Origin of the sequence: Micromonospora endophytica, assembly GCF_003236305.1 — a bacterium.
Lineage (GTDB): Bacteria > Actinomycetota > Actinomycetes > Mycobacteriales > Micromonosporaceae > Micromonospora > Micromonospora endophytica.
Genome location: NZ_POTX01000008.1, coordinates 29812 through 54446, shown reverse-complemented (window position 1 = coordinate 54446; position 24635 = coordinate 29812). Strand labels below are relative to the sequence as shown.

General features: G+C 71.3%; 20 protein-coding genes. 10 read left to right on the top strand and 10 right to left on the bottom strand.

Translation table 11 applies throughout. The annotated features are described in order from the left end of the window. The coding region (locus C1I93_RS02520; protein ID WP_111241564.1) for a LysR family transcriptional regulator at positions 1 to 882 on the bottom strand (882 nt) is incomplete at its 3' end. Between the two features lie 77 nt (positions 883 to 959). Here C1I93_RS02520 and C1I93_RS02515 point away from each other — a divergent pair. The 5 genes from C1I93_RS02515 to C1I93_RS02495 all read left to right on the top strand — a co-directional run bounded on the left by C1I93_RS02515 (position 960) and on the right by C1I93_RS02495 (position 6627). After that, entirely contained in the window at positions 960 to 1652 is a 693-nt protein-coding gene (locus tag C1I93_RS02515; protein ID WP_223256355.1) for a succinate dehydrogenase cytochrome b subunit, read from the top strand. A 2-nt stretch (positions 1653 to 1654) separates the two neighbouring features. Further along, on the top strand, positions 1655 to 3592 hold the full coding sequence (locus C1I93_RS02510) for a fumarate reductase/succinate dehydrogenase flavoprotein subunit (RefSeq protein WP_111241563.1): 1938 nt from the start codon (positions 1655 to 1657) through the stop codon (positions 3590 to 3592). Continuing rightward, complete coding sequence (locus C1I93_RS02505) at positions 3589 to 4353, top strand: succinate dehydrogenase/fumarate reductase iron-sulfur subunit (RefSeq protein ID WP_111241562.1); 765 nt, start codon at positions 3589 to 3591, stop codon at positions 4351 to 4353. Before C1I93_RS02510 ends, C1I93_RS02505 begins: the two co-directional genes overlap by 4 nt. A gap of 244 nt (positions 4354 to 4597) precedes the next feature. Beyond that, positions 4598 to 5425 (top strand): serine hydrolase, encoded by an 828-nt coding sequence (locus C1I93_RS02500; RefSeq protein WP_181444982.1) that lies wholly within the window; start codon positions 4598 to 4600, stop codon positions 5423 to 5425. 53 nt (positions 5426 to 5478) lie between these two features. Continuing rightward, complete coding sequence (locus tag C1I93_RS02495) at positions 5479 to 6627, top strand: MBL fold metallo-hydrolase (protein ID WP_111241561.1); 1149 nt, start codon at positions 5479 to 5481, stop codon at positions 6625 to 6627. Between the two features lie 16 nt (positions 6628 to 6643). On the opposite strand, the gene C1I93_RS02490 is transcribed toward C1I93_RS02495, so the two are convergent. Together C1I93_RS02490 and C1I93_RS02485 are read right to left on the bottom strand one after the other, a co-directional pair. Then, positions 6644 to 8158 carry an asparagine synthetase B family protein gene (locus C1I93_RS02490; RefSeq protein WP_111241560.1) on the bottom strand — a complete coding sequence of 505 codons (1515 nt, stop codon included), beginning with the start codon at positions 8156 to 8158 and terminating at the stop codon, positions 6644 to 6646. Positions 8159 to 8340: 182 nt separating this feature from the next. After that, positions 8341 to 9852: a deoxyguanosinetriphosphate triphosphohydrolase family protein gene (locus C1I93_RS02485; protein ID WP_111241559.1), complete on the bottom strand. Its 1512-nt coding sequence runs from the start codon at positions 9850 to 9852 to the stop codon at positions 8341 to 8343. 62 nt (positions 9853 to 9914) lie between these two features. Here C1I93_RS02485 and C1I93_RS02480 point away from each other — a divergent pair, with 62 nt between their 5' ends. Both C1I93_RS02480 and C1I93_RS02475 read left to right on the top strand, forming a co-directional pair. Beyond that, complete coding sequence (locus C1I93_RS02480) at positions 9915 to 12377, top strand: Tex family protein (RefSeq protein WP_111241558.1); 2463 nt, start codon at positions 9915 to 9917, stop codon at positions 12375 to 12377. A gap of 34 nt (positions 12378 to 12411) precedes the next feature. Then, complete coding sequence (locus C1I93_RS02475; RefSeq protein WP_111241557.1) at positions 12412 to 12840, top strand: hypothetical protein; 429 nt, start codon at positions 12412 to 12414, stop codon at positions 12838 to 12840. Positions 12841 to 12880: 40 nt separating this feature from the next. On the opposite strand, the gene C1I93_RS02470 is transcribed toward C1I93_RS02475, so the two are convergent. Genes C1I93_RS02470 through C1I93_RS02460 form a run of 3 tightly spaced genes read right to left on the bottom strand, consistent with a single transcriptional unit; the run spans position 12881 to position 15644 of the window. Next, a complete protein-coding gene (locus tag C1I93_RS02470; RefSeq protein WP_111241556.1) occupies positions 12881 to 14128 on the bottom strand; it encodes a glycosyltransferase family 4 protein in 1248 nt (415 codons plus the stop codon). Next, a complete protein-coding gene (locus C1I93_RS02465; RefSeq protein WP_111241555.1) occupies positions 14125 to 15054 on the bottom strand; it encodes an NAD-dependent epimerase/dehydratase family protein in 930 nt (309 codons plus the stop codon). The genes C1I93_RS02470 and C1I93_RS02465 overlap by 4 nt, the downstream gene beginning before the upstream one ends. Beyond that, entirely contained in the window at positions 15051 to 15644 is a 594-nt protein-coding gene (locus C1I93_RS02460) for a sugar transferase (protein WP_498070716.1), read from the bottom strand. The genes C1I93_RS02465 and C1I93_RS02460 overlap by 4 nt, the downstream gene beginning before the upstream one ends. Before the next feature lie 346 nt (positions 15645 to 15990). Between C1I93_RS02460 and C1I93_RS02455 the strand changes: the two genes are divergently transcribed. From C1I93_RS02455 to C1I93_RS02445, 3 genes are all read left to right on the top strand, one after another. Continuing rightward, positions 15991 to 17076, top strand: coding sequence for a polysaccharide biosynthesis protein (locus C1I93_RS02455; RefSeq protein ID WP_111241553.1), 1086 nt, complete (start codon positions 15991 to 15993; stop codon positions 17074 to 17076). Continuing rightward, complete coding sequence (locus tag C1I93_RS02450) at positions 17073 to 18077, top strand: dTDP-4-dehydrorhamnose reductase family protein (RefSeq protein ID WP_111241552.1); 1005 nt, start codon at positions 17073 to 17075, stop codon at positions 18075 to 18077. The genes C1I93_RS02455 and C1I93_RS02450 overlap by 4 nt, the downstream gene beginning before the upstream one ends. Positions 18078 to 18144: 67 nt before the next feature. Then, positions 18145 to 19581: an O-antigen ligase family protein gene (locus C1I93_RS02445; protein ID WP_111241551.1), complete on the top strand. Its 1437-nt coding sequence runs from the start codon at positions 18145 to 18147 to the stop codon at positions 19579 to 19581. Here the strand turns inward: C1I93_RS02445 and C1I93_RS02440 are convergent, their stop codons facing one another. The 4 genes from C1I93_RS02440 to C1I93_RS02425 are packed head-to-tail and all read right to left on the bottom strand — an operon-like array spanning position 19582 to position 24488. Beyond that, positions 19582 to 20829 carry a glycosyltransferase gene (locus tag C1I93_RS02440; protein WP_111241550.1) on the bottom strand — a complete coding sequence of 416 codons (1248 nt, stop codon included), beginning with the start codon at positions 20827 to 20829 and terminating at the stop codon, positions 19582 to 19584. It lies immediately after the preceding gene. Next, positions 20826 to 22052, bottom strand: coding sequence for a glycosyltransferase family 4 protein (locus C1I93_RS02435; protein ID WP_111241549.1), 1227 nt, complete (start codon positions 22050 to 22052; stop codon positions 20826 to 20828). The genes C1I93_RS02440 and C1I93_RS02435 overlap by 4 nt, the downstream gene beginning before the upstream one ends. Then, positions 22033 to 23535 carry a lipopolysaccharide biosynthesis protein gene (locus tag C1I93_RS02430; protein ID WP_146603410.1) on the bottom strand — a complete coding sequence of 501 codons (1503 nt, stop codon included), beginning with the start codon at positions 23533 to 23535 and terminating at the stop codon, positions 22033 to 22035. Before C1I93_RS02430 ends, C1I93_RS02435 begins: the two co-directional genes overlap by 20 nt. After that, the gene (locus tag C1I93_RS02425; RefSeq protein ID WP_111241547.1) at positions 23532 to 24488 is read right to left on the bottom strand and encodes an NAD-dependent epimerase/dehydratase family protein; all 957 of its coding nucleotides are present in this window, start codon (positions 24486 to 24488) and stop codon (positions 23532 to 23534) included. Before C1I93_RS02425 ends, C1I93_RS02430 begins: the two co-directional genes overlap by 4 nt. Positions 24489 to 24635 lie beyond the last annotated feature (147 nt).

Here is a 24635-nt window from a genome sequence, read left to right as displayed (position 1 = left end):
GTGGACGTAGTCGAGGAGGATGCGGCGTAGTTCGCGGCCTGCGTGGGTGGGGACCACGTCGTGGCGGCGGGCCACCACTATGGTGCGCCGTACGCCCGGCGGGGCGAGCCGGGTGACCCGGATGCCAGGGCGGCGGGCCACCACGATGCCGGGCACCAGGGCGACGCCGAGCCCGGCCTCCACGAAGCTAAGCACGGCGTCCATCTCCCCGCCGTCCACCGAGAGGGTCGGCTCGAACCCGGCCTCCCGGCATGCCTGAAGGGTCGCATCGCGCAGGTCGTACCCCTCGCGGAACATCACCAGGGGTTGGTCGCGCAGGTCAGTGATGCGCAGCTCGCCGGTCGGCGAGGCGGTCGGCAGCGGGTCGACGGAGGCGACCACCAGGCTCTCGGTCAGGATCGGGTCGACCCGCAGCCCCGGGTCGGTGCCGTGCGCGGGCATGATGATCAGCGCCAGGTCCAGATCACCGCGGAGCAGGTCGCGGACCAGGTCCTGGGAGCCGCCCTCCTCCACCCGCAAGTCCACTGTGGGATGGGCGTCGCGGAACCGGCGCAGCACCGGTGGCGCGAGGGAGGTGGCCAGGCTGGGGGTGGCGCCGAGGCGGACCCGACCGCGCCGCAGGCCGACCAACTCCTGCACCTCGCGGGTGGCGGTCTCGACGTCGGCGAGGATCCGCTTGGCCAGCGGCAGCAGCACCTCCCCGGCGACGGTCAGGGTGATGTTGCCCCTTACCCGCTCGAAGAGCGGCGCACCGAGGGTGTCCTCCAGGGCGTGAATTTGCTTACTCAACGAGGGCTGGGTTATCCCGACGATGTCGGCCGCCTGGGTGAAATGTCGTACTTCAGCCACCGCGACGAAGTACTTCAGCTGATGGAGCTGCATCTACATAGCCTATGGCTATCAAGACTGCGGTGTCGATGCATTGGACGACTGATCGAAGTACTCCTAGCGTCGGTCGCGTGGCAGTCACGACAAGAACCCGGTCGCCCATCCGATCCAATGTCGGCCTGAAGGCCGTCATGGCGGTGACGGGCATCATGCTGGTGCTGTTCCTCATCGCGCACATGCTCGGCAACCTGAAGGTCTTCGCGGGCGACGCATCGTTCAACGGCTACGCGCACTGGTTGCGCGAGATCGGCACCCCGGTGCTGCCGGACGTCTGGTTCCTGTGGATCATGCGGGTCGGGCTCCTGGTCGCGGTGCTCGGGCACATCTGGGCCGCCACGGTGCTCGCGCTGCGCGCCCGCGCCGCCCGCCCGGTGCGCTACGCCCACCGCAAGAAGGTCCAGGGCAGCTACGCGGCCCGCACCATGCGCTGGGGCGGCGTGATCATCCTGCTCTTCGTGATCTACCACATCCTCGACCTGACCACCGGCACCCTGAACCCGGTCGGCGACCCGTCCCGGCCGTACGCCAACGTGGTCGCCGACTTCGCGCCGGAACGCTGGTACGTCACCCTGTTCTACACCCTGGCGATCGTCGCCCTCGGCTTCCACCTGCGGCACGGCGTGTTCAGCGCGGTACGCAGCCTCGGTCAGCAGACCCCGCGCGGCGAGCAGCGTGCCCGCGCGGTGGCGCTGGTCTTCGCCGTCGTGCTCTGCGTCGGCTACCTCGTGGTCCCGTTCGCCGTACTCACCGGATTGGTGTCCTGATCATGGAGCTGTACATCGAGGGCGACCCGGTCGCCGACACCAAGGCTCCCGAGGGTCCGATCGAGACCCGTTGGGAACGCCGCCGCTTCGAGGCCAAGCTGGTCAACCCGGCCAACCGGCGCAAGATGACGGTGATCGTCGTCGGCACCGGCCTGGCCGGTGGCTCTGCCGCGGCCACCCTCGCCGAGCAGGGTTACCGGGTCAAGTCCTACTGCTACCAGGACAGCCCGCGCCGGGCGCACTCGATCGCCGCCCAGGGTGGCATCAACGCCGCCAAGAACTACCGCAACGACGGCGACTCGGTGCACCGGCTCTTCTACGACACCGTCAAGGGCGGCGACTTCCGCTCGCGCGAGTCGAACGTACACCGGCTGGCCGAGGTCTCGGCGAACATCATCGACCAGTGCGTCGCCCAGGGTGTGCCCTTCGCCCGCGAGTACGGCGGCCTGCTCGACACCCGCTCCTTCGGCGGCGCCCAGGTGCAGCGCACCTTCTACGCCCGGGGTCAGACGGGCCAGCAGTTGCTGCTCGGCGCGTACCAGGCGCTGGAGCGGCAGATCGGCCTGGGCAACGTGGAGATGAACGCCCGGCACGAGATGCTGGAGCTGATCGTCATCGACGGCAAGGCCCGGGGCATCGTGGTTCGGGACATGGTCACCGGCGAGATCAGCAGCGAGTTCGCCGACGCCGTGGTGCTCGCCTCCGGCGGCTACGGCAACGTCTTCTACCTCTCCACGAACGCCAAGGGCTGCAACGTCACCGCCACCTGGCGGGCGCATCGCAAGGGCGCGTACTTCGCCAACCCCTGCTACACGCAGATCCACCCGACCTGCATCCCGGTCTCCGGCGACCACCAGTCGAAGCTGACCCTGATGAGCGAGTCGCTGCGCAACGACGGCCGGGTCTGGGTACCGAAGGCCAAGGATGACGACCGCGCCCCCCGCGACATCCCCGAGGACGAGCGGGACTACTACCTGGAGCGGATCTACCCCTCCTTCGGCAACCTGGTGCCCCGGGACATCGCCTCCCGCGCCGCCAAGAACGTCTGTGACGAGGGCCGGGGCGTCGGCCCGACCAAGCTCGGCGTCTACCTCGACTTCTCCGACGCCATCTCCCGGCTCGGCCGCAAGGCCATCGAGGCCAAGTACGGCAACCTGTTCGAGATGTACGAGCGGATCACCGGCGAGGACCCGTACGAGGTCCCGATGCGAATCTACCCCGCCGTGCACTACACCATGGGCGGTCTCTGGGTCGACTACGACCTCCAGTCGACGATTCCCGGGCTGTTCGTGATCGGCGAGGCGAACTTCTCCGACCACGGCGCGAACCGGCTCGGCGCCTCGGCGCTGATGCAGGGCCTGGCGGACGGGTACTTCGTGCTGCCCAACACGATCGCCAACTACCTGGCCGCCGGCCCGTTCGAGGCGGTCGACGGCACCCACCCGGCGGCGATCGAGGCGCGCCGCGACGTGGAGGACCGGATCCAGCGGCTGCTCGCCATCAACGGCGACCGCACGGTGGACTCGTTCCACCGTGAGCTGGGCCAGATCATGTGGGAGCACTGCGGCATGGAGCGCTCCGATGCCGGGCTGCGCAAGGCGATCGACGAGATTCGTGCCCTGCGTGACCAGTTCTGGCAGCGGGTGCGGGTGCCCGGCGACGGTGAGGGGCTCAACCAGTCGCTGGAGAAGGCCGGCCGGGTGGCCGACTTCTTCGAGCTGGCCGAGCTGATGTGCATCGACGCCCTGCACCGCGAGGAGTCCTGCGGCGGCCACTTCCGGGCCGAGCACCAGAGCGCCGACGGCGAGGCCGAGCGCGACGACGAGCACTTCTCGTACGTCGCCGCGTGGGAGTTCACCGCCACCGGGCAGCCCTCGGTGCTGCACAAGGAAGACCTGAACTTCGAATACGTCCACCCCACGCAGCGGAGCTACAAGTGAATTTGACCCTGCGCATCTGGCGCCAGTCCGGCCCTTCGGACCAGGGTCGGATGGTGACCTACCAGGTCGACGACGTCTCCCCGGACATGTCGTTCCTGGAGATGCTCGACGTACTCAACGAGCGGCTCATCCTCGACGGCGAGGAGCCGGTCGCCTTCGACCACGACTGCCGCGAGGGCATCTGCGGCATGTGTGGCCTGATGATCAACGGCAACGCGCACGGGCCGCAGCGCGGCACCACCGCCTGCCAGTTGCACATGCGGCAGTTCAAAGACGGCGACACCATCGACATCGAGCCGTGGCGGGCCCGCGCCTTCCCGGTCATCAAGGACCTGGTGGTCAACCGGGGCGCCTTCGACAAGATCATCGCGGCTGGCGGGTACATCACCGCACCGACCGGCAGCGCGCCCGAGGCCCATTCGGTGCCGGTGGCCAAGGCGAACGCGGACGCCGCGTTCTCCTCGGCCGCCTGCATCGGCTGCGGCGCCTGCGTGGCGGCCTGCCCGAACGGCTCCGCCATGCTCTTCACCGCCGCCAAGGTAACCCAGCTCTCGCTGCTCCCCCAGGGCCAGCCGGAGCGCCACACCCGGGTCATCGGCATGGTGGACGCGCACGACGAGGCCGGCTTCGGCGGCTGCACCAACGCCGGCGAGTGCACTGTGGTCTGCCCGAAGGGCATCCCGCTGAGCACCATCGGCCGCCTCAACCGCGACTACCTGACCGCCACCACCAAGAGCGGCGACAACACCCCCGGCACCTGACCCATCGGGCTTCGACCTGTTGGGCCCGACCCCGCACCTGGTCCCCGGCGCTTGACCTTTGCGGCCCACCCCCGCGCCTGGCCACGTCGAACGGCCGCCCTGCCACCCCCGGCACGGCGGCCGTTCGCACACCCGGCCCGCACCCGCAGCATGCGCCCGATCATGGAGTTGTGGCTGCGGTTCTGTGGCGATTCGGAGGGCTTCAGACCACCCAGGTGACCGCCGAGGGCAAGGACGCGACGCGATGAAGGCCGTCCGGCGCGGCGGCACGGTCTCGATCTCCGGGGTGTACGGCGGCGAGGTCGACCCGCTGCCGTTGATGGAGATGTTCGACCGGGGCATCCAGTTGCGGATGGGCCAGTGCCACGTACGCCGGTGGACCGACGAGATCGTCCCGCTGCTCACCGACGAGGACCCGCTCGGTGTCTCGGACCTGCGCACCCACCGGCTGCCGCTGGAGCAGGCCCCGCAGGCGTACGAGATGTTCCACCCCAGCCGGGTGACGGTGGGGCACGTGCTGGCGAACCTGCTCACCGTCTCCGACGACGTCGCGGTGCAGCTGTGCGCGCTGGTCTGCCCGGCCGTCGAGGTCAACCGGATCCTGGTGGCGAAGGGCTTCCCGGACACGGCTGTGCAGCCGGTGGCCGACTCGCCCCGGTTCCACCTCGGCACCAGTACGGCCCGCGAGACGCACGACCTGCTGCGGGCACTCGTCGGCGGCACCCTGCTCTCCCCCGCCTCGACGGCGTTCGTGCTGCGGCTGCTGCGCTCACCGGTGGCGTTCACCGACGGCATCCGGCGCAGCATGTCCTCGGCCGAGCGAGCCCGGATCGCCACCAAGGCCGGCTGGTTCCGCGACGCCCGACACGAGGCCGGGGTGATCTTCGACACGACCGGGACGCCCCGGCTGACGTACGCCTTCTTCGCCGCCGGCCAACCGGGGGCGGACGGCTTCGGGGCGACCCACCCCGCCGTGCAGGCCCGGGCCCGGTTGGGCCGGCGGCTGCTGGACCTGACCGACCGGCTGGGCTCGGGCGAGCCTCGCCCCCTCCGCCCCGCCATCCACAGCTGAACCGGGCGGCGAGGGCTAGCGTGGACTGCGGGGATCAGCAGAGGGGGGCAACCATGCATGCGCCGAAGGAGCCGACAGGACGAGTCACCGGCCGACGCATCGGTGGATCGGTGGTCGGGGTGGCCGTGGTGGCCGGGCTGGCCGGGCTGGCGTGGGCGGCCCGGGGCGTACCGGCCGCGCTCGGTGGCCGACTGGCCGGGGCGCGGGCGGAACGGGCGGCCCGGTCGCCGCAGTTCCACGACGGGACGTTCCACAACCGGACGGGCACCCGGACGGCGCCCGTCCCGGACAGCAACCTGTTCCGCGAGATGATCTTCGGTAAGCAGCAGCGCCGGCCGACCGGTGCCGTGCCGCTGGTCCGCCCGACGCCCGCACCGGACGTCGACCGGGCCCGCGAGCTGAACCTCGTCTGGTACGGCCACGCCTCCACGCTCATCGAGATCGAGGGCCGTCGGGTGCTGCTCGACCCGGTCTGGAGCGACAGGTGCTCGCCGTCGGACGCGGTCGGTCCGCGTCGCCTGCACGAGCCGCCGGTACGCCTCGACGAACTGCCGCAGCTCGACGCGATCCTGATCTCCCATGACCACTACGACCACCTCGACATGGCCACCGTGCGGGAGCTGACCGCCCGACAGTCGGCGCCGTTCCTGGTGCCGCTCGGTGTCGGCGCGCACCTCGACCGGTGGGGTGTGCCGGCGCACCGGGTAATCGAACTGGACTGGTCGCAGACGCACCGGGTGGCCGACCTGGAGATCACCTGCACCGCCGCGCAGCACTTCTCCGGCCGGGGACTACGACGCAACGGCACGCTCTGGAGTTCCTGGGTGGTCTCCGGTCGGCAGCGGAAGGTCTACTACACCGGGGACTCCGGCTACTTCGACGGGTACGCCGAGATCGGGGCGGCGCACGGGCCGTTCGACGCGACGCTGGTGCAGATCGGCGCGTACGACCGGGCCTGGCCGGGGATCCACATGTTCCCGGAGGAGGCCGTCGCCGCCCACCTGGACCTACGCGGCGGGCTGTTCGTGCCGGTGCACTGGGCGACGTTCAACCTCGCGCTGCACGACTGGTCCGAGCCGGTGGACCGGCTCTGGGCCGAGGCGAAGGCCCGCGACGTCCGGCTGGCCGTGCCCCGACCCGGCGAGCGGGTCGTGGTGGACGACCCGCCGCCGGTCGACGGTTGGTGGCAGGCGGTCGCCTGACCGGTCGTCCGGCGCGTCAGGCGGCGCCTGCCGCCTCGCCCGCGAAGTGCAGCGTCAGGAGGAACTCCTGCACCTCGGTGGCGCCCGCCACGGCCACGTGCTCCCGGTCGGCGGCCGAGAGGAAGTGAGCGATGTGCGGCGAGTCCCGCAGTATCTCGCCGGTGCGGGGGTCACCGTAGACGCCCGCCATCGGCGAGTACGGCACCCAGTCCTGCTGGCGGCGACGCCAGTAACCGGCCTCGGCCCGGTGGCGGACGGGGGTACCGCCCACCGGAAAGGCCATCAGCTGCGGGGCGTTGCGCGCGATCACCCTACGGTGGAAGTTGCTACCCAACTTCTCGGTACGCGGCAGCGCGGCGACCGCCCGGATGACCCGGGCATCCAGGAACGGCGACATCGGCGCCGTGAAGTAGCCGCACAGATTCAGGCCGTTACCGATGAAATGCCGCACCCGTTCGGTGGCGTAGAACCGGTCGAGGACGTCCAGGCCGTCGGCACGCGTGGTCGTGACGAGCCGCAGCGACCGCTCGCTGAAGGCGATCGCGTCAGTCCTGCCGTTCGGTGTCAGGAACGGTAGGAACGCGGCCATCCGCCGGGCCCGTCCGCCGATTCTGGCAGCCCAGTAGGCGCGGGCGGCCAGTCGCCCACCCAGGCCCACGCCACGGGCGAGCACCCCCTTGTCCCAGAAGAATGTCCGGGCGAACTCGCCGTTCGAGCCGACCAGGTGGGGTTCGTTCGGCGGCCGATCCTGACAGTAGAAGAACGCGTGCCAGTTGCCGATGGTCTTCGTACCCCCGGTGAGTCTGGTGATCAGGGCGGCGTGCCGGAAGTAGTCCTCGGCCTCCAGCTGCACGACGGAGTGCTTGAGGCCAGTGGCCTCAGCGATCCGCGTGGCGATCACCACGTCGGTGCTGCGTCCATGCCCCATCGTGAGGGCGTCGGGAGTCAGGCCGACCGCCAACGCACGTGCCAACAGGGCCCGGGAGTCGAACCCGGCGGTGAGGGAGATCAGCGGCCGATGGGCCAACTGCTCGTCGAGCACGGTGTCAAAGATGTCGACCGCGTCGTCGAGTCCGATCCGCGGAGTGCCGAACGTGTCGTCCCAGAACGGGTCGGCCGTCACCCGCCAGTGACTCCCGCTATGAATCAACACCGAGGCGGGCGGCACCCGCTGAATCTCGGGATGCAGCGTGTGGGTTCCTACCGTGTGGCCGAACCAGGCGACCCCGCGCAGCGCGTCGAGGTTCCAACGCCACGGGAGCCGAGCCGACCGGGCCAGGGCGAACAGGTCTCTACCGTGGTGGGGCGTACCGGGCCGATCAAGGTAGAAGTAGGGCCGCGTCCCCAACACGGAGGTGGCGATCAGTTGCGGACCACCGTCCGGGCGACTGGCGATCAGGACGAAGTCTCCGGGCAGGTCCCCCACACGCTCACCTGCGACCAGGGCCGACAGCAGCCTGGAGGGGGGCCAGGGCGAGTGGCCGATCAGGTCGAGGCGAGTCTGCCCGTCGGTCCAGATCCTGCTGTCCACGCTCCGGCTCCTCCCGCCCGTGCGATTCCCACAGGCCACGGGCACCCGCCAACGGATGCACGCAACCGGCCAGGTCAACGACCGAGGCGTATCGAGGTGTCGCCTGAGCTTCCCGGACGACGTGAGGAAGGGTCCCCTGCTATACCGCAGGCGTTAGCAGGGGGCCCTTCCTTTCATCACTGTCAGAGGACGAAGGCGTCGGTCCAGAGGGCGCCGGAGCGGCCGGAGAGGGCGTCCAGCATCGCCACCGCCTGCCCGTCGGTGAGCTGGGCGACGAAATCCACGATGGCGCGGCCCCGGGCCTTGCCGATCCGGTCCGGGGTACGCGGGTGCAGCTCCGCCTCGGCCAACTCCACCAGGTCGTGCAGCCGCCGGGGCAGCCGAGACTCCTCCTCCGGGTCGAGCAGCCATTCCAGCAGCGCCTCGACCAGCGTGCCGAGCAGTCGGGCCTGGCCGCGCTGGTGCAACGCCAGGTCGGGGCGGGCCAGCACGAAGCGGTGGTGGACGAACTTGAGCACCTGCACCTCGTGCCACTGCGCCGGGGCCAGCAGCACGTGCCCGGAGCGCATCGACGGGGCCTCGACCACGGTGATCGCGTCGACCAAGCGGGTGGTCCAGCGGGCGGAGAAGCGGGCCACGTACTGTTCGGCCTCGATCGAACCGTCGAACGGCAGCGCGAGCAGCCCCTCCACCAGTTCCTCGCGGACGTGTTCGACGGCGGCGGCGAACGCGTCGTCGGCGGCGATCCAGCCGTCCTTGTGGTGCAGTTGGCGGCGCAGCCGTTCGATCGCCGCGCCGGGCCGCCGGGCCGAGGCGGTGAGCGCGGCGTCGGTGATGGCGCGCAGGCTCGCCCCCTCGCGCTGCCAGGCCATCAGTTCGGCGGCCACCGCGCCCTGCTGGAGCACGCCGACCCGGTAGAAGTCCTCCACGTCGTGGATGGCGTACGCGATGTCGTCGGCGGTGTCCATCACCGACGCCTCGACGGTCTGCTGCCAGTCGGCGATCCGGCCGGCGAACGGCGCGCGGGCCTGCCGCAGGTCGTCCAGCTCGGTGCGGTACGCCCCGAACTTCGCCGAGCCGCTCTCCGGGTCGTCCGGCGGCGCACTCGCCCCGCGCGGCGGCGGGTCCATCAGACGCGGATGCGGGTCGGGATGGTCGAGCCTCGTCCACGGGTATTTCAGCATCGCCGCCCGCACCGCCGCGGTCAGGTCCAGGCCGGTGGTGGCCGCGCCACGGATCTCGGTGGAGGTGACGATCCGGTACGACTGGGCGTTGCCCTCGAACCCGTCGGTGAGGCCGAGCCGGTGCCGGGCCAGCCGGTCCAGCACCCGCTCCCCCAGATGCCCGAAGGGCGGGTGACCGAGGTCGTGGGCGAGCGCGGCGGCCTCCACCACGTCCGGGTCGCAGCCGCCCAGCTTCTCCACCAGGTCACGTTGCCAGTCGTCGGCGGTGAGCCGTTCGGCGATGGCGCGGGCTACCTGGGCCACCTTCAGGCTGTGGGTGAGCCGGTTGTGCACCAGCAGTCCCGACCCGCCCGGACTGATCACCTGGGTGACGCCACCCAGCCGGGTGAAGAACGGCGAGCCGACGATGCGGTCCCGGTCGGCGCGGAACGGGCTGGTCGCGAGGTCGCCGAGGGCCCGGGCGCTGCCGCCGAAGAGACGCCTGGCGCGCGGCTCCACAGGTGGTTCCATGATCGCCACGGTAGCCCGGCAGAATGCACCACGGAACCCACACCCGAAGGCGGAGCCACATCGTGACCCTCACTGTTCATCAGCGCATCGCCGAGGAACTCGGCGTCGCCGAGCGCCAGGTACGCGCGGCCGTGGAGCTGCTCGACGGCGGCGCGACCGTGCCGTTCATCGCCCGGTACCGCAAGGAGGCCACCGGCCTGCTCGACGACACCCAGCTGCGCACGCTGGAGGAGCGGCTGCGCTACCTGCGCGAGCTGGACGAGCGCCGGGCGGCGGTGCTGGAGTCGATCCGCACCCAGGGCAAGCTGGACGAGGCCCTCGAAGCGCAGATCATGGCGGCCGACTCGAAGTCCCGGCTGGAGGACATCTACCTGCCGTACAAGCCCAAGCGGCGGACCCGGGCGCAGATCGCCCGCGAGGCCGGGTTGGAGCCGCTCGCGGAAGCGCTGCTCGGCGACCCGTCGCGGGATCCGCGCGAGACGGCGGCCGGATACGTCGACGCGGACAAGGGGGTGGCCGACGCCGCCGCCGCGCTGGACGGGGCGCGGGCCATCCTGATCGAACGCTTCGCCGAGGACGCCGACCTGATCGGCACGCTGCGCGAGCAGATGTGGTCGCGGGGCCGGCTGGTGGCCAAGGTACGCGAGGGACAGGAGAGCGCCGGGGCGAAGTTCGCCGACTACTTCGACTTCGCCGAGCCGTACCCGAAGCTGCCCTCGCACCGGATCCTCGCGATGTTCCGGGGCGAGAAGGAGGGTGTGCTCGACCTGACCATGGACCCGGAGGCCGACGGTGACGTCGACGCGCCCGTGACCGGCCCGACCCGGTACGAGGCCGCGATCGCCGGCCGGTTCGGGGTGCGCGATGCCGGCCGGCCCGCCGACAAGTGGCTGGGCGACACGGTGCGCTGGGCCTGGCGTACCCGGATCCTGATTCATCTCGGCGCGGACCTGCGGATGCGGCTGTGGCAGGCGGCCGAGGAGGAGGCCGTCCGGGTCTTCGCCACCAACCTGCGCGACCTGCTGCTGGCCGCACCGGCCGGTGCCCGGCCCACGATGGGGCTGGACCCGGGGCTGCGGACCGGGGTGAAGGTGGCAGTGGTGGACGCGACCGGCAAGGTGGTGGCCACTGACACGATCTATCCGCACGAGCCGCGCCGGCAGTGGGACGCCTCCCTGCACACCCTCGCCACGTTGGCCGCGAAGCACGGGGTCGAACTGGTCGCCATCGGTAACGGCACCGCCAGCCGGGAGACCGACAAGCTGGCCGCCGACCTGATCAAGCGGCATCCCGAGCTGAAGCTGACCAAGATCGTGGTCTCCGAGGCCGGCGCCTCGGTCTACTCGGCTTCGGCGTACGCGTCCCAGGAGTTGCCCGGGTTGGACGTGTCGCTGCGCGGCGCGGTCTCCATCGCCCGGCGGCTCCAGGACCCGCTCGCCGAGCTGGTGAAGATCGACCCGCGGTCGATCGGCGTCGGGCAGTACCAGCACGACCTGTCCGAGGTGAAGCTCTCCCGGTCGCTGGACGCGGTGGTGGAGGACTGCGTGAACGCCGTCGGGGTGGACGTCAACACCGCCTCCGCTCCCCTGCTCACCCGGGTCTCCGGCATCGGTGCCGGGCTGGCCGAGAACATCGTGCTGCACCGCGACGCCAACGGGCCGTTCCGCACCCGGGCCGAGCTGAAGAAGGTGGCCCGGCTGGGCCCGAAGGCGTTCGAGCAGTGCGCCGGCTTCCTGCGCATCCCCGGCGGCGACGACCCGCTGGACTCCTCGAGCGTGCACCCCGAGGCGTATCCGGTGGTGCGGCGGATCCTCACCTCCACCGGCCAGGACCTGCGGTCGGTGATCGGCAAAAGCGCGATCCTGCGTGGGCTGCGGGCCACCGACTTCGTCGACGACACGTTCGGCCTGCCCACCGTCACCGACATCCTCGCTGAGCTGGAGAAGCCGGGTCGTGACCCGCGACCGGAGTTCAAGACCGCGACCTTCGTCGAGGGCGTCGAGAAGATCAGCGACCTGACGCCGGGGATGGTGCTGGAGGGTGTGGTCACCAACGTGGCCGCCTTCGGCGCGTTCGTGGACGTCGGGGTGCACCAGGACGGGCTGGTGCACGTGTCGGCGATGTCGCGCACCTTCGTCAAGGATCCGCGTGAGGTGGTCAAGTCCGGCGACGTGGTCAAGGTCAAGGTGCTGGACGTGGACGTACCACGTAAGCGCATCTCGTTGACGCTGCGGCTGGACGACGACGCGGAGGCCGCACGCGCAGGCACGCGCGAGCGCGGTGGTCGGGAGAACCCGGGCCGTCCGGAGAACCAGGCCGGTCGGGAAAACGGGGACGGCGGAGGGCAGGGCGGACGCGGCCGGGACGGCGGCGGGCAGGGCAGTGGTGGACAGGGTGGACGCGGCGGCGGTCGTGGTGAGCGGGGTGGGCAGCGCGGCGGCCCGCAGCAGCGGCAGAGCCGGGGTCCGGCCGGGCCGGCGAACGACGCGATGGCCGAGGCGTTGCGTCGGGCCGGACTGGCCTGAGTCCTTCCCCGGTGGGCGGCGTACGGTGAGCGCCATGGCGGGCGACGAGGACTGGCGGGAGCAGCGGCGGCGGGCGGTGCACGCGCACGCCGAGGCCGAGTCCCGGGCCCAGGCCGTGGAGCAGGCCGCGGCGGCGGAGCTGGTGCACCGCTTCGCCGCCGACGCGACCGCACGCGGGCTGCGCCCGGAGCGGCTGCGGGTGACGTCGTACGACGGGCGGCACCGCTACCGCACCGGGCTGACCGGCTGGTACGTCGACCGGGCGCGGTCCCGAGCGGTCGACACCCGGGGGAACTTCTATCTGCTGACCGTGCCGAACAGTCTGCGTGCGCTGCTGTTCGGCACGGTCTGCCCGCCGGTGCCGCCGCCGCTGGTGGTCGGCCGGGGCGGCCGGGACGGCGAGTCGCTGCCGCTTGCGGAGCTGCTCGACCGGCGGCTCGCCGCCGGTGACGACTGGCCCTGACGAAGCGACCCGACCATGACCGTCCGAGGCCGGGCAGCCGTCAGCGTCGGTGGACGTGGACCACCTCGGACAGCGCCCGCTCCACCCGTTGCGCACCTGCGGCAACCGAGAAGACCCGCTCGTAGTGCTGCCGACCGGCCTGCCCGAGCAGGTCGAGCTTCTCCCGGCCCAGGCCGCAGAGTTCGCGCAGCGCGGCGGCGATCGAGTCGGGGTCGCCGGGCCGGGCGGTGATCCCGGCTCCGCTGTCGCGGGCCACGTCGGCGGCGTCGCCCTCGGCGGCCACCAGCAGCGCCCGTCCGGCGGCCAGGGTGGCCTGCACCTTGCTCGGCATGGTGTACGCCGACATGCCGCCCGGCCGCAGGCTCACGTAGTGCACGTCGCCGGTGGCCATCAGCGCGGGCATCCGTTCCCGGGGCAGGTGCCCGAGGAAGCGCACGTTGGCCGCGCCCAGTTCCTCGGCTCGGCGACGCAGCCGTTCCTCGGTGGTGCCGGAGCCGGCGATCACGCAGACCAGTCGGGGGTCGGCCACCCGGGCGCAGGCGTCGATGAGCGAGTCGAGCCCCTGCGCCTCGCCGAGCGCACCGGCGTACACCAGGACCACCTGGTCGGGTCGCAGGCCCAGCTCCGCGCGCAGGTCACCGGCGCGGGGCCGGGGTGTCTCGTCGGCCCACATCGGGATGTGCCGCAGCTTCTCCCGGGGCACACCCCGGGCGGCGAGCAGGTCGACGGCGCCGGGCGAGACACAGGCGACGCGGGCGGCGCTGCGGTACATCGCGCCGCACCAGCCGGCCATGCCCCGCTGCACGGTCCGGGACAGCCGCCCGGTGCCGAGGAAACCGCTGGCCACCACGCTGTCCGGCCAGAGGTCGAGGACGTGCAGCAGCACCGGCACCCGGTGCGCGTACCGGGCGAACCACATCGGCAGGGCGACGCTGATCGGCGAGTTGCCCACCCAGAGCGCGTCCAGCCCGCGCAGCACCGGCGTGCCGGAGGCCAGCGCGGAGACCGCGAAGGAGCCGTAGTTGGCCACCCGGCGCAGCGCGGAACGGTCGTGACTCGGATAGAGCGCGACCCGCCGGATCCTGGTCGCGCCGACGGCCTCGTCCCGGCGGCGGGCCATCCGGTAGCCGGGGGCAAGCCGCCCGGTCGGGTAGTTGGGGAAGCCGGTGAGCACCTGCACCTCGTGCCCCCGAGCGGCGAGGGCGGTGGCGAGCATCCCGGGCAGGGCGGCCGGGCCGGGTTCCGGGTCGAACCATTGCGTGAGCAGGCCGATCCGCATGCGCCTCATGCCGTCTCCAGTTCGACCAGCGGGCGTACCGGCGGCGCGGCGCCGTCGGCACGCCACAGCGCGGTCAGCGACTCGCGCAGGTCGTACGCGGGCGCCCAGCCGAGCACCCGCCCGGCGCGTGTGGTGTCCGCGCGCATCCACGGCACGGTGGCGGAGCGACCGGCGTCGGCAGTGCAGCTACCGTCCCGGATGTCACCGGTGAAGCCGGCCACCTCGGCCAGCAGGCGGACCACGTCGCGGACGGCCACCGCCCGGCCGCTGCCGACGTTGACGACGCGGTCGGTCGTGGGCGCGCTGCGCGTCGCCGCCAGGACCGCCGACGCCACGTCCCGCACGTCGACGAAGTCGCGGTACGTGTCGTGCAGTCCGAGCGCGATCCCGTCGTCCCCGGCTGCCTCAGCGGCTCTGATCAGCGCGGTGACCCGACCGAGCACGTTGCCCGCTGGCATGCCCGGCCCGACCGGGTTGAAGACCCGCAGCACGACCGTGTCGAGCCGGCCCGCCGCACCAGCCAGTTCCGCCAGCCGGGTGGCGGTCAGGTGGCTGAGCCCGTACTCGCTGACCGGCGCGCACGGGTGGTCCTCTGGCACCGCGAGGCCGTCCGGCACAGCACCGTACTCGGCGGCCGATCCGATCCGGACCAGCCGGGCCGTCGGTATGGCCGCCGCCATCGCCTCGATGAGTTTGGCGGTGGCCAGCACGTGCGCGCGGACGAAGTCGTACCCGGAGCCGACGATCCGGCCAGCGGCTGCCACCACCACGTCGGGCCGTTCCCGATCGAGCAGCGCGATCAGCGCCGGCAGGTCGATGCGGACCAGGTCACAGGCCATCCGGTCGGGTGCTCGGACGTCGGCGTGCGTGGCGAGCAGGGCCCGGACATGCCGCCCGAGGAACCCGCCGGCGCCGAACAGCAGGACCCGGCTCATCGGCGGTTCGCGGGATCCGCCTCGGAAACCGACGACTGCGGTGGATTGCCGGTGAACTCGTGCCAGGTGGCCGCGCCCGGGGCGGAAATGCCCTGACGGCTGGCCACCACCCAGACGGTGGCCAGCAAGATCTTGAGGTCCAGCAGGAAGGAGCGCCGGTCGACGTACTCGACGTCGTAGGCGAACTTGGCCTGCCACTCCAGCGCGTTGCGGCCACGAACCTGCGCCAACCCGGTGATGCCGGGTCGTACGTCGTGCCGGCGGGCCTGTTCCGGGCTGTAGAGATCGAGGTACTGCACGAGGTGCGGGCGGGGGCCGACGACGCTCATCTCCCCCCGCAGCACATTCCAGAACTCCGGTAGCTCGTCCAGGCTGCTGGCCCGCAGCCAGCGGCCGGCCCGGGTCAGGCGTTGCGCGTCGGTGACCAGTCCACGGTCCGGGTCGGGGTGGCGCATGGTCCGGAACTTGACCATCTCGAACAGCTCGCCGTGCAGGCCGGGTCGCTTGTGCCGGAACAGCACTGGGCGGCCATGCGCGACCAGCACCACCAGGGCAATCAGAGCCATCAGCGGTGCGCCCAGGACCAGCACGAGGATGGCAGCCAGGAGATCGAGTAGCCGCTTCCACCGATCGTACGGTCGCCGGTTGGCGGAATCCTCGGAGATCCGTCGCCGAGGCCTCGGCTGGCCGGAGGCCCCGGCACCCGTGCACGTCGCGTGGTAAGCAACTTTTGGCATGCGATACGCATATCATTTTCCGCTGGGTCGGATCCCCTTTTTTGCATCTCCTGGCGCGCCGTTCGACACGAACCACAAAATGAAACTCGCTCACCTGACACCCGCCACCCCGAAAACCGAGTCAAACTCTGCTTCTAATTCAGAAAAGCCGCTCCAAAACTGGTCGCGGATCGGTATGTTCGCCGGTGTATGCGCCCCGATGAACCGCAGGACAACGGACAGGGAAAAGGCAGGGGGAGCTGTGATTTCCTCGCTTTCGAACAGGCGATTTCTCATTACCGGCGGCACCGGTTCATTCGGCCAGACGATGGTTTCCCGGCTGCTCGACGCCGGTGCCGCCGAGGTGCGGGTCCTCAGCCGCGACGAGTCCAAACAGGACGCGATGCGCCACCGGCTGCACGACAACCGGGTCCGCTACTACGTGGGCGACGTCCGGGACTACGACAGCGTGCTCAAGGCCGCCCGGGGCATGGAGTTCGTCTTCCACGCCGCCGCCCTCAAGCAGGTGCCGTCCTGCGAGTTCTTCCCGCTGGAGGCGCTGCGCACGAACGTGCTCGGCAGCGCGAACGTGGTCGATGCCTGCGAACGGGTCGGCGTCGAGACGCTGGTGCTGCTCAGCACCGACAAGGCCGTCTACCCGGTGAACGCGATGGGGATGACCAAGGCCCTGATGGAGAAGGTCGCCCAGGCGCACGCCCGGAACAACGCACAGGCCCGGACCCGGGTCTGCTGTGTGCGCTACGGCAACGTGATGTACTCGCGCGGCTCGGTCATCCCGCTGTTCATCGAGCAGATCCGCCGGGGCGTGCTGCCGACCGTCACCGAACCGTCGATGACCCGCTTCCTGATGTCGTTGGCGCAGTCGGTCGACCTGGTCGAGCACGCCTTCCGCCACGGGCAGCCGGGCGACGTGTTCATCCGCAAGGCCGACGCCTGCACCATCGGCGACCTGGCCACCGCGCTGTGCAACCTGTTCGGGGCACCTGCCAAGTTCGACGTGCTCGGCATCCGGCACGGGGAGAAGCTGTACGAGACCCTGGCCAGCCGGGAGGAACTCGCCCACGCCGAAGACCTGGGGGAGTTCCTCCGGGTGCCGGTGGACAGCCGCGACCTGAACTACGCCCTCTACTTCGAGGAGGGCAACGTCGAGCGGGGCGCGCTGGCCGACTTTCACTCGCACAACGCCCGCCGACTGTCCGTACCGGAGATCGAGGCGCTGCTGCGGACCCTGCCCGAGGTGCGGGCGCAGCTCGAGGCCGCGGCGGCCGCCGTCGTACCCGCATGACCGAGCGGCGCGGTGCCGACCCGGTCGCGGGCGGCGGCGCGACGGAACGGGTGCCCCGGCGGCGCGACCAGGCCGACGCCGCGTCGCGCCCGGCCACCCGGCGGGTACTCGTCGTCGGGGTGACCGGCATGCTTGGCCACGCTCTCCTGCGCGAGCTGAGCGAGGATCCCGACCTGGACGTGCACGGCCTGGCCCGGCGCGTCGACGACGACGCGGGGTGGTTCCCGGCGCACCTTCGCGACCGGATCACCACGGGTGTCGACGCCACCGGGTTCGCCGAGGTGCGCCGCTTCCTCGACCTGCTGCGGCCGGACGTCGTGATCAACTGCGTCGGCGTCATCAAGCAGCGGCCGGACGTGCAGGAGGCGGTGCCGACCGTCACGCTCAACGCGCTCCTGCCCCACCTGCTCGCCGCCGCCTGCGCCGATCTCGGCGGCCGGCTGGTGCACGTCAGCACCGACTGTGTCTTCTCCGGTCGGCGGGGCGGCTACGCCGAGGACGACCTGCCCGACCCGCCCGACCTGTACGGGCGGTCCAAGCTGCTCGGTGAGGCCACCGGCCCGTCCGCACTCACTCTGCGTACCTCGATCGTCGGGCACGAGTTGGCCACGCACCGCTCCCTGGTGGACTGGTTCCTCGCCCAGCGAGGTCAGGTCCGCGGTTTCACCCGGGCCGTCTACACCGGCGTGACAACCGTCGAGTTCGCCCGGCTGCTGCGCACGGTGGTGCTGCCCCGCAAGGACCTGACCGGGCTCTATCACGTCGCGGCCGAACCGATCACCAAGCACGACCTGCTACGGCTGGTCGCCGAGGTGTACGGCTGGCCCGGTGAGCTGGTCCCGGACGACGGCTTCGTCTGCGACCGCTCGATGCGGGCCGACGCGTTCGCCCGGGCCACCGGCTACCGGCCGCCGGACTGGCGGGAGATGGTCCGGGCCATGCATGAGGCCCGGACCCGCTGGACCGACACGTCGATGGACAGGCCCGACATCCGGGTCTGACGGCGGACAAGGACGACCGCCGGCCGCCTGATGCGCGGGCCGGCCGCGAATCGAAGGACAACACGTGATGAACCGTTTGGCCCAGTGCAGCATTGTCGCGGGGGCGGCGGGGCTGGTCGTGGTCGCGACCCTGCTCGCGGTGGACGCCCCGCTGGTGGCGATCGGGCTGCCCCTGCTGCTCCTGCTGGTCGCCCTTGTCCGTCGGATGGACGGCTGGCGGTGGCTGCTGGGCCTGGCAACGGCGCTGCTGGTCTGCGCCGCATCGGACCTCCCCACCCTGGTCGAGCTGAGCTTCTACCCGCGCTACGCCGCAGTCGCCGGCCTCGTGGTGTGGGCGCTGTTCCAGCCGCTGCGGGCCCCCGTCCGGCTCGCTTCGTGGACTCGCATCCTCGTCGGCGCGCTCTGGGCGATCGCCGGGCTCGCCACGCTCAGCGCCCTCTGGTCGGTGGTCCCGCTGGAAACCTTCCAGCGGGGGGTGGCCCTGGTGCTGTTGGCCGCCCTGGTGCACGTGCTGCTCCGGCGGCGCTGGTCAGAGCGTGCGGTGGTGCTGGCCGACCTACGGACGATATACCTGGTCCTCAGCGTGTCCGCCCTGGTCAGCCTCGGATACGGGTTGACCAACGGCGTGTTGCCCGCCGCGCTGCCCGGCAACCAGCGGTTCCAGGGCATCTACAACAACCCGAACCTGCTCGGCATCGTGTGTGCACTGGCCATCCCGCTGGGCTGGGCGATGTACCAACAGTTCCGCCGGCCCGTGCTGCTGCTCGGCACACTGCCGGCCGGCGTCTGCCTGCTGCTGTCGCAGTCGCGTACCGGGATCGTGGCAGTGCTCGTCGGTGCCGCCTGGGTCCTGCTGCGTCGCGGGTTCGGGCCGGTGACCCGCACCGCCTCCGCGGTGGCCGTGACGTTGCTGTTGGCGCACCTGCTCAACCTGCTGCCGATCATCTTTTCCGCGCCATGGATGCAGCGGATCGTGCTGCGTTTCACCGATCCCGGAGGCACCGATCTGTCCAACGGCCGGACAGAGATGTGGCAGGCCACCATCGACCTGTGGTGGCAGGAGCGACCCACGCTCGGCTTCGGCTACGCGTCCCGCAACCACCTGATCGAACTGGCCGGTTACGACGGGGCCTTCGCCGCGGGTATCAGCCTGGTACACAACAGCTATCTGCAACTGCTGCTGGAGTTGGGGCTCACCGCCGTCGTCCCGCTGGTGGCGCTGCTGCTGGCTGTCGGGCGCGGCGCGCTGCGCGTACCGGTGCGCGGGGCCAACTCGGGCCTGGTCTGGCTCGTGGTCAGCGGCGTGATAGTGCAGTTGACCGAGTCGGCCATCTTCGGCACGGGGCAGCCGTACCCGTACGTGTTCTGGCTCGCGGTCGCCGCCCTGCTGCACCAGCCGACCGCAGACCAGGACGGCGAGCGCAGCGCCGCCGAAGGCGAACCGCGCGACACCACCCGGCTGGACCAGCGGGTACCCGCCGCACCCGCCGTGCTGTCCCACTGATCAGCGACCGCCCGGGGCGGTCAGGAACGCGCTGATCCGGGCCTGCCAGGCGCGTTGGTCGAACGACTCACGAGCACGGGACAGGGCCGCTCGGCTCATCGTTGCCCACTGCTCGTCCCGCAGACACAGCGCCCGTTCGATCCCCCGGCGCACGTCGTCCGGTCCGTTGCCGTCGAGCACCAGGCCCTCGACGCCGTCGCGCACGTAGCCGGCCAGGTCGCTGGTGTGGTTGAGCAGCACCGGACAACCGGCGGCGAGGCTCTCCGGCACCTTCGACGGAAACCCGTGGGCGGCGTACCCGCCGGTGGGCCGGACCAGCATCGAGAAATGCGCGCCGCCAAGCAGCGTCAGCACGGTGTCGCGGGGCACCCGCCCGAGGAAGGTCACCTCGGCGACGACCTCGTCCAGCAGAGCCGGGTCCAGGTCCGACCCGGTGGCGGCCTGCTCACGGGTGATACCCGCGATGGTCAGGCTGACCCGCCGCTGCTCCTGCGGGTCGAGCCGGCTGATCCCGCGCACGATCACGTCGAGCATGTCCTTACGGCCGGGAGTGCCGGCGTACAGCAGCCGCAGCCCGGCGGCCAGCGACGGCGGCCGGGGCGGCCGGAACTCCGCACAGTCGACCTGCGGCGGCACCACAAGCACGTCTAGGCCGTACCCGGCGAGGTGATCGGCGAGCGCGCCGGTCACCGCCGTGGCCCGTCCCACCAGCCGGGTCGCCAGGAACGTGGACCAGCGGTGCCGAACGAAGTACGGGGTGAGCCAGCCGTGGGCGAACTGGTGCCGGTCGTGGCGTTCGCTGGCGTCCACCACCACCGGGGCACGCAGCACGAGCCGCAGCACCGCCCAGTTGCCGAGCGTCATCAGCGCCATCGGCAGCAGCACCACGCCGATCTCGTCGCGATCCACGCCGTGCCGCTGCAAAGCACGCAGCACGCGTACCGGCCGGGCCAGGCGGGCCGCCATCCGGGTGAGCCGGTTGCCGCCCCGGATCCGCATCGTGATCAGGTCGATTCCGGCGAGGTCAGTGACCTCGCCGGGGTAGGGCACCTCGCCGGGCCAGTCGTTCACCACAAGGGTCCGCAGCCCCTCGGGCGCGGCGCTGCGGGCCAGCTGCCGCAACCGGTTGGAGGTGGCGTCACCGTACGGGAAGGCGTACGCGCCGACGAGCAGTGGCCGGGCCTGGCGTGATCGGGTGGCCGGCCGATGGTGTTGCGCCGGGCCGCGTACCAGGGTCTGATCGTTCATCTTGGTCCCCGTTCCGAGCCGACGGGCTGCCGGCTCCGCTGCGCTGTCGGATGGTCCCGTGGTCGGTAGATGGCGAGGTGCGCGGCGAGAGCCGCGTCGATGGCGAAGACGCTGCCGGCGAAACGTGCGGCGGCCGTCTGCGGAGTCGTCGTCGCGGTGTACGCGGCAGCGGTCCGTACCGCCTCGGCCCAGACCCGCGGCGGCGCGTCGGTGTCGACGACCGTCACGCCCGGCAGGTGCGCCTCGATGAACCGCACCCCGGGCAGGTCGGCGGCGACGGTGCCGATGCCCAGCGCGACGGGTTCCAACACTCCCCCGGGCAGCCCTTCCAGGCAGGAGGGGTGCACGACCACGTCGGCCTGCCGGAGCAGGTGGCCGACGTCGTCGCGGGGGCCGATCAGGTGCACCCGGTCGGCGAGGCCGGCGGCGTGTGCCGCGGCGCGTACCCGCGCATCGTCGTCCGCACCGTCGCCGGGCCCGACCAGCACCGCATGCGCCGGTACGCCCAGCGACCGCAGCTCGGCCAGGATCGGCGGCAGCAACCAGCGCCGCTTTTCCGGCGTGGCCCGCCCGACGCTGACGCAGACGAGGGCGCCTGGTTCCGCGCCGACCAACGCCCGCAGATCGTCGCGGCCGGGCGCCCACAGCCGGTCGAGGTCGAGACCGTTGAGCACCACCCGGCAGCGGTTGTCGTTCTGCCACGCCACGTCGTAACCGAAGGTGAGCGCGCTGGGCGAAACACCGAGGATGTCGGTAGCGCTGGCTCGCAGCAACCGCCCGCAGAGCCAGCGTGAGATGCGCCGGCGCAGGCTACGGCGTACGTTGTCGTCGCCTCGGAAGTGTGCCACCCGCACGGGTACACCACCCAGCCGGGCCAGCGTCAGCGGTACGCCGGAGAAATTGGCACAGTCGACGTGCACCACGTCCGGCCGCAACCGCCTTAGCAGCCCGAACAGACGCGGGGCGAATCGCGCGTCCAGGGCGATCGGGGTGACCAGGCCACCGTGCCGGATGACCGACTCCGCCAGCGGTCCGGAACCGATCCGGTCGCTGAGCGTCACCAGGTGCACCTCGACACCGGCGGTGGCCAGCCGGGGCAACAATTCGGCAGTACGCATCTCCGTGCCGCCGAAATTCAGTTCACCGACGATCCGCAACACCCGGCACGGACGGTCGGGCCGGTACACGCCCGGCAGCACCGGGTCATTGCGGAAGGGGGACATCTGCCCGCTCCTGCCCTCGACGGGATCGGCTCGACGGGGCACCGGCAAGCGCCCGCCGGTAGCCCACCAGCACCGCCGGCCACATCGTCAGCACGTACGCCAGACAGGCCGCGACCGGCAGCCCAACCAGCCCGAACTGCCGCAGCCCCCAGACCTTGAGCCCGGCCGCCAGCACCAGGAACGACGCCCAGCCGACGAACTGCGGCCGAAGCAGGCCGACGCTGTTCTGCACCATGATCAGCGGGGATGTGACGGCCACCAGAAATGACCAGCCGGCCAGCCCGGCCAGCAGCGGAATCGGCACCGAGGCCCGGTCGATGCCGCCCACCCACAGCTCGACCAACCGCGCGCCGAAGCCGACCAGCACACCCCCTACCGCAGCGACGACCGCCCCGTAAAGGAACACCATGCGCCGGGTGTTGCGCCGGACCCAGGCCACGTCGCCTTGGGCCAGGGCGGTGCCGTTGACCGGCCAGATCGTCATACCGACCAGCCCGACGAAGATCGACAGTACCCCGAACAGCTTCCCCACGACCGCGTAGTGGGCCGCCATCGACGGCCCGAGCAGGTACGCGACCAACGGACTGTCCATGTTGAGCGCGATCGACGACATGGTGGTGAGCGCGAAGAACTGAAGGCCGAGCCGGAGCAGGCCGACGGCGGTGGCCCGGTCCACCAGCGCCGGACCGGGCCGCAGCGCGGGCTCCTGGAACCAGAAGTAGGCCACCGTGTTCAGCAGGTTGGTCAGCGGGACGGCCAGCACCGCGCAGCCGATCACCACCAGCGGACTCCATCCGGCGGCGATGGCACCGAGCACCCCGCCCATCGCCACCAGCGCGCCGGCTGACTGCCAGACGTTGCTCTGCACCACCTGGCCCCGGGCGTACTGGATCCGCTGGATCAGCGAGAACGGGATGTTGACGGCGAAGGCCCCGAAGCAGAGCAGCACCATCGTGGACGCGTCGGCCGCGACCCGCGCGTCGGTCACGCCGAACAGCCCGGCCCAGGGCACCGTGGGTACGACCAGCACCAGCACGACGACCAGCACCACGGCGACCGCGCCGAGGGTGGCGAAGGCACTGGAGATCTCCCGCGCCTGCGCCCGCACGTCGGTGACGTGGTGGCTCAGCCGGGTCAGCAGCCCGTTGCCCAGCCCCAGGTCGGCGAACCAGGCCATGCCGGTCAGCGCGGTGACCGCCATCCACAGGCCGTACCGCTGGTCGCCGAGGTAGGCGAAGCAGGCCGGGGTGACGACGAGCGGAGCGGCCAGGCCGATCCCCTTCGCCGCCATGGCTGCGGCGATGCCGACGGTGACGTGCCGATCCCGGCCTGCCGCCGCCACGGACGGCGAGGCGTGCCCGGCGACCGGGGTGGACGCGGCCGGTTCGACGGTCGTCGGTGCCGAGATCGATGTAGGACCGGCCAGTTCCGTGCTCGGATTAGCCGGCCGGGCCGGTCCGGCTCGACTCGCCGCCCGATTCACCGGAACCCGGCGGTGGCGACGTCGCGCCGCCCGGACATCCACTCGACGGTGGCGCGCAGTCCGTCGAGGCGGTCGACCGGGGCCACGTCCGGAAACAGCTCCCGCAGTCGGGTGTCATCGGACAGGGAGTGCGGTACGTCGCCGGCCCGCGCTGCGGCGTGTTCGCGGGCGATCGGCCGCCCGAGCAGACCCGCTAGCTCGTCGATGACCTCCAGCAGGGTGACCCGCGCCCCGAAGGCGAGGTTGACCGGATGCGGATGCTTCACCCTGCGGCGCAACGCGTCCAGGATGACCTGGCAGACCGTGCCGACGTAGGTGAAGTCGCGGGACTGGGTGCCGTCACCGTGCACCACTACCGGCTCGCCGTGCAGTGCGGCGTGCACGAACCGCGGGATCACCGCCGCGTACGCATGATCGTGGCGCTGCCCCGGCCCGAACACGTTGAAGAACCGGAACGCCAGTGTGGGCAGGCCGAACGACGCCTGGTACGCCAGCGCGTAGGCCTCAGCGGAGAGCTTGCTCGCCGCGTAGGGACTCATCGGGCGGGTCCAGGTCAGCTCGGCCTTGGGCAGCAAGGGGTTCGCGCCGTAGACCGAGGACGAGGACGCGACGACCACGTGCCCGACGTGGTGCCGGCGGGCCGCTTCCAGCACCATCAGCGTGCCGGTCGCGTTCGCGTGGTGGGAGGCCATCGGATCCCGCAGGGAACGCGGCACGCTCGGCAGCGCAGCCAGGTGGACCACCGCCTCCCGGCCCGCCATCGCCGTGTCCAGGGCGACCGGGTCCAGCACGGAACCCTCGACCAGGTCGACGCTGAGTCCGGTCAGGTTGCCGGGCAGTCCGACCGAGAGGTCGTCAAGGACGGTCACCTCTTTGACGGCTGGATCGCCCAGCGCCGCACGGGCCAGATTGGATCCGATGAAACCGGCCCCGCCGGTTACCAGAACTCGCATCGACAAACCCCCAGAATTTATGTCGAAGATATGTATATCGACTCATCTGGTCCACGTCCCGCGTTCGGGAGAATCCCCCCGCTGCTGTCCGAGAGCCGACCATATGTCGCTTAACGTGGGCGACATGGCCCAAGGTGACCTGGTTGG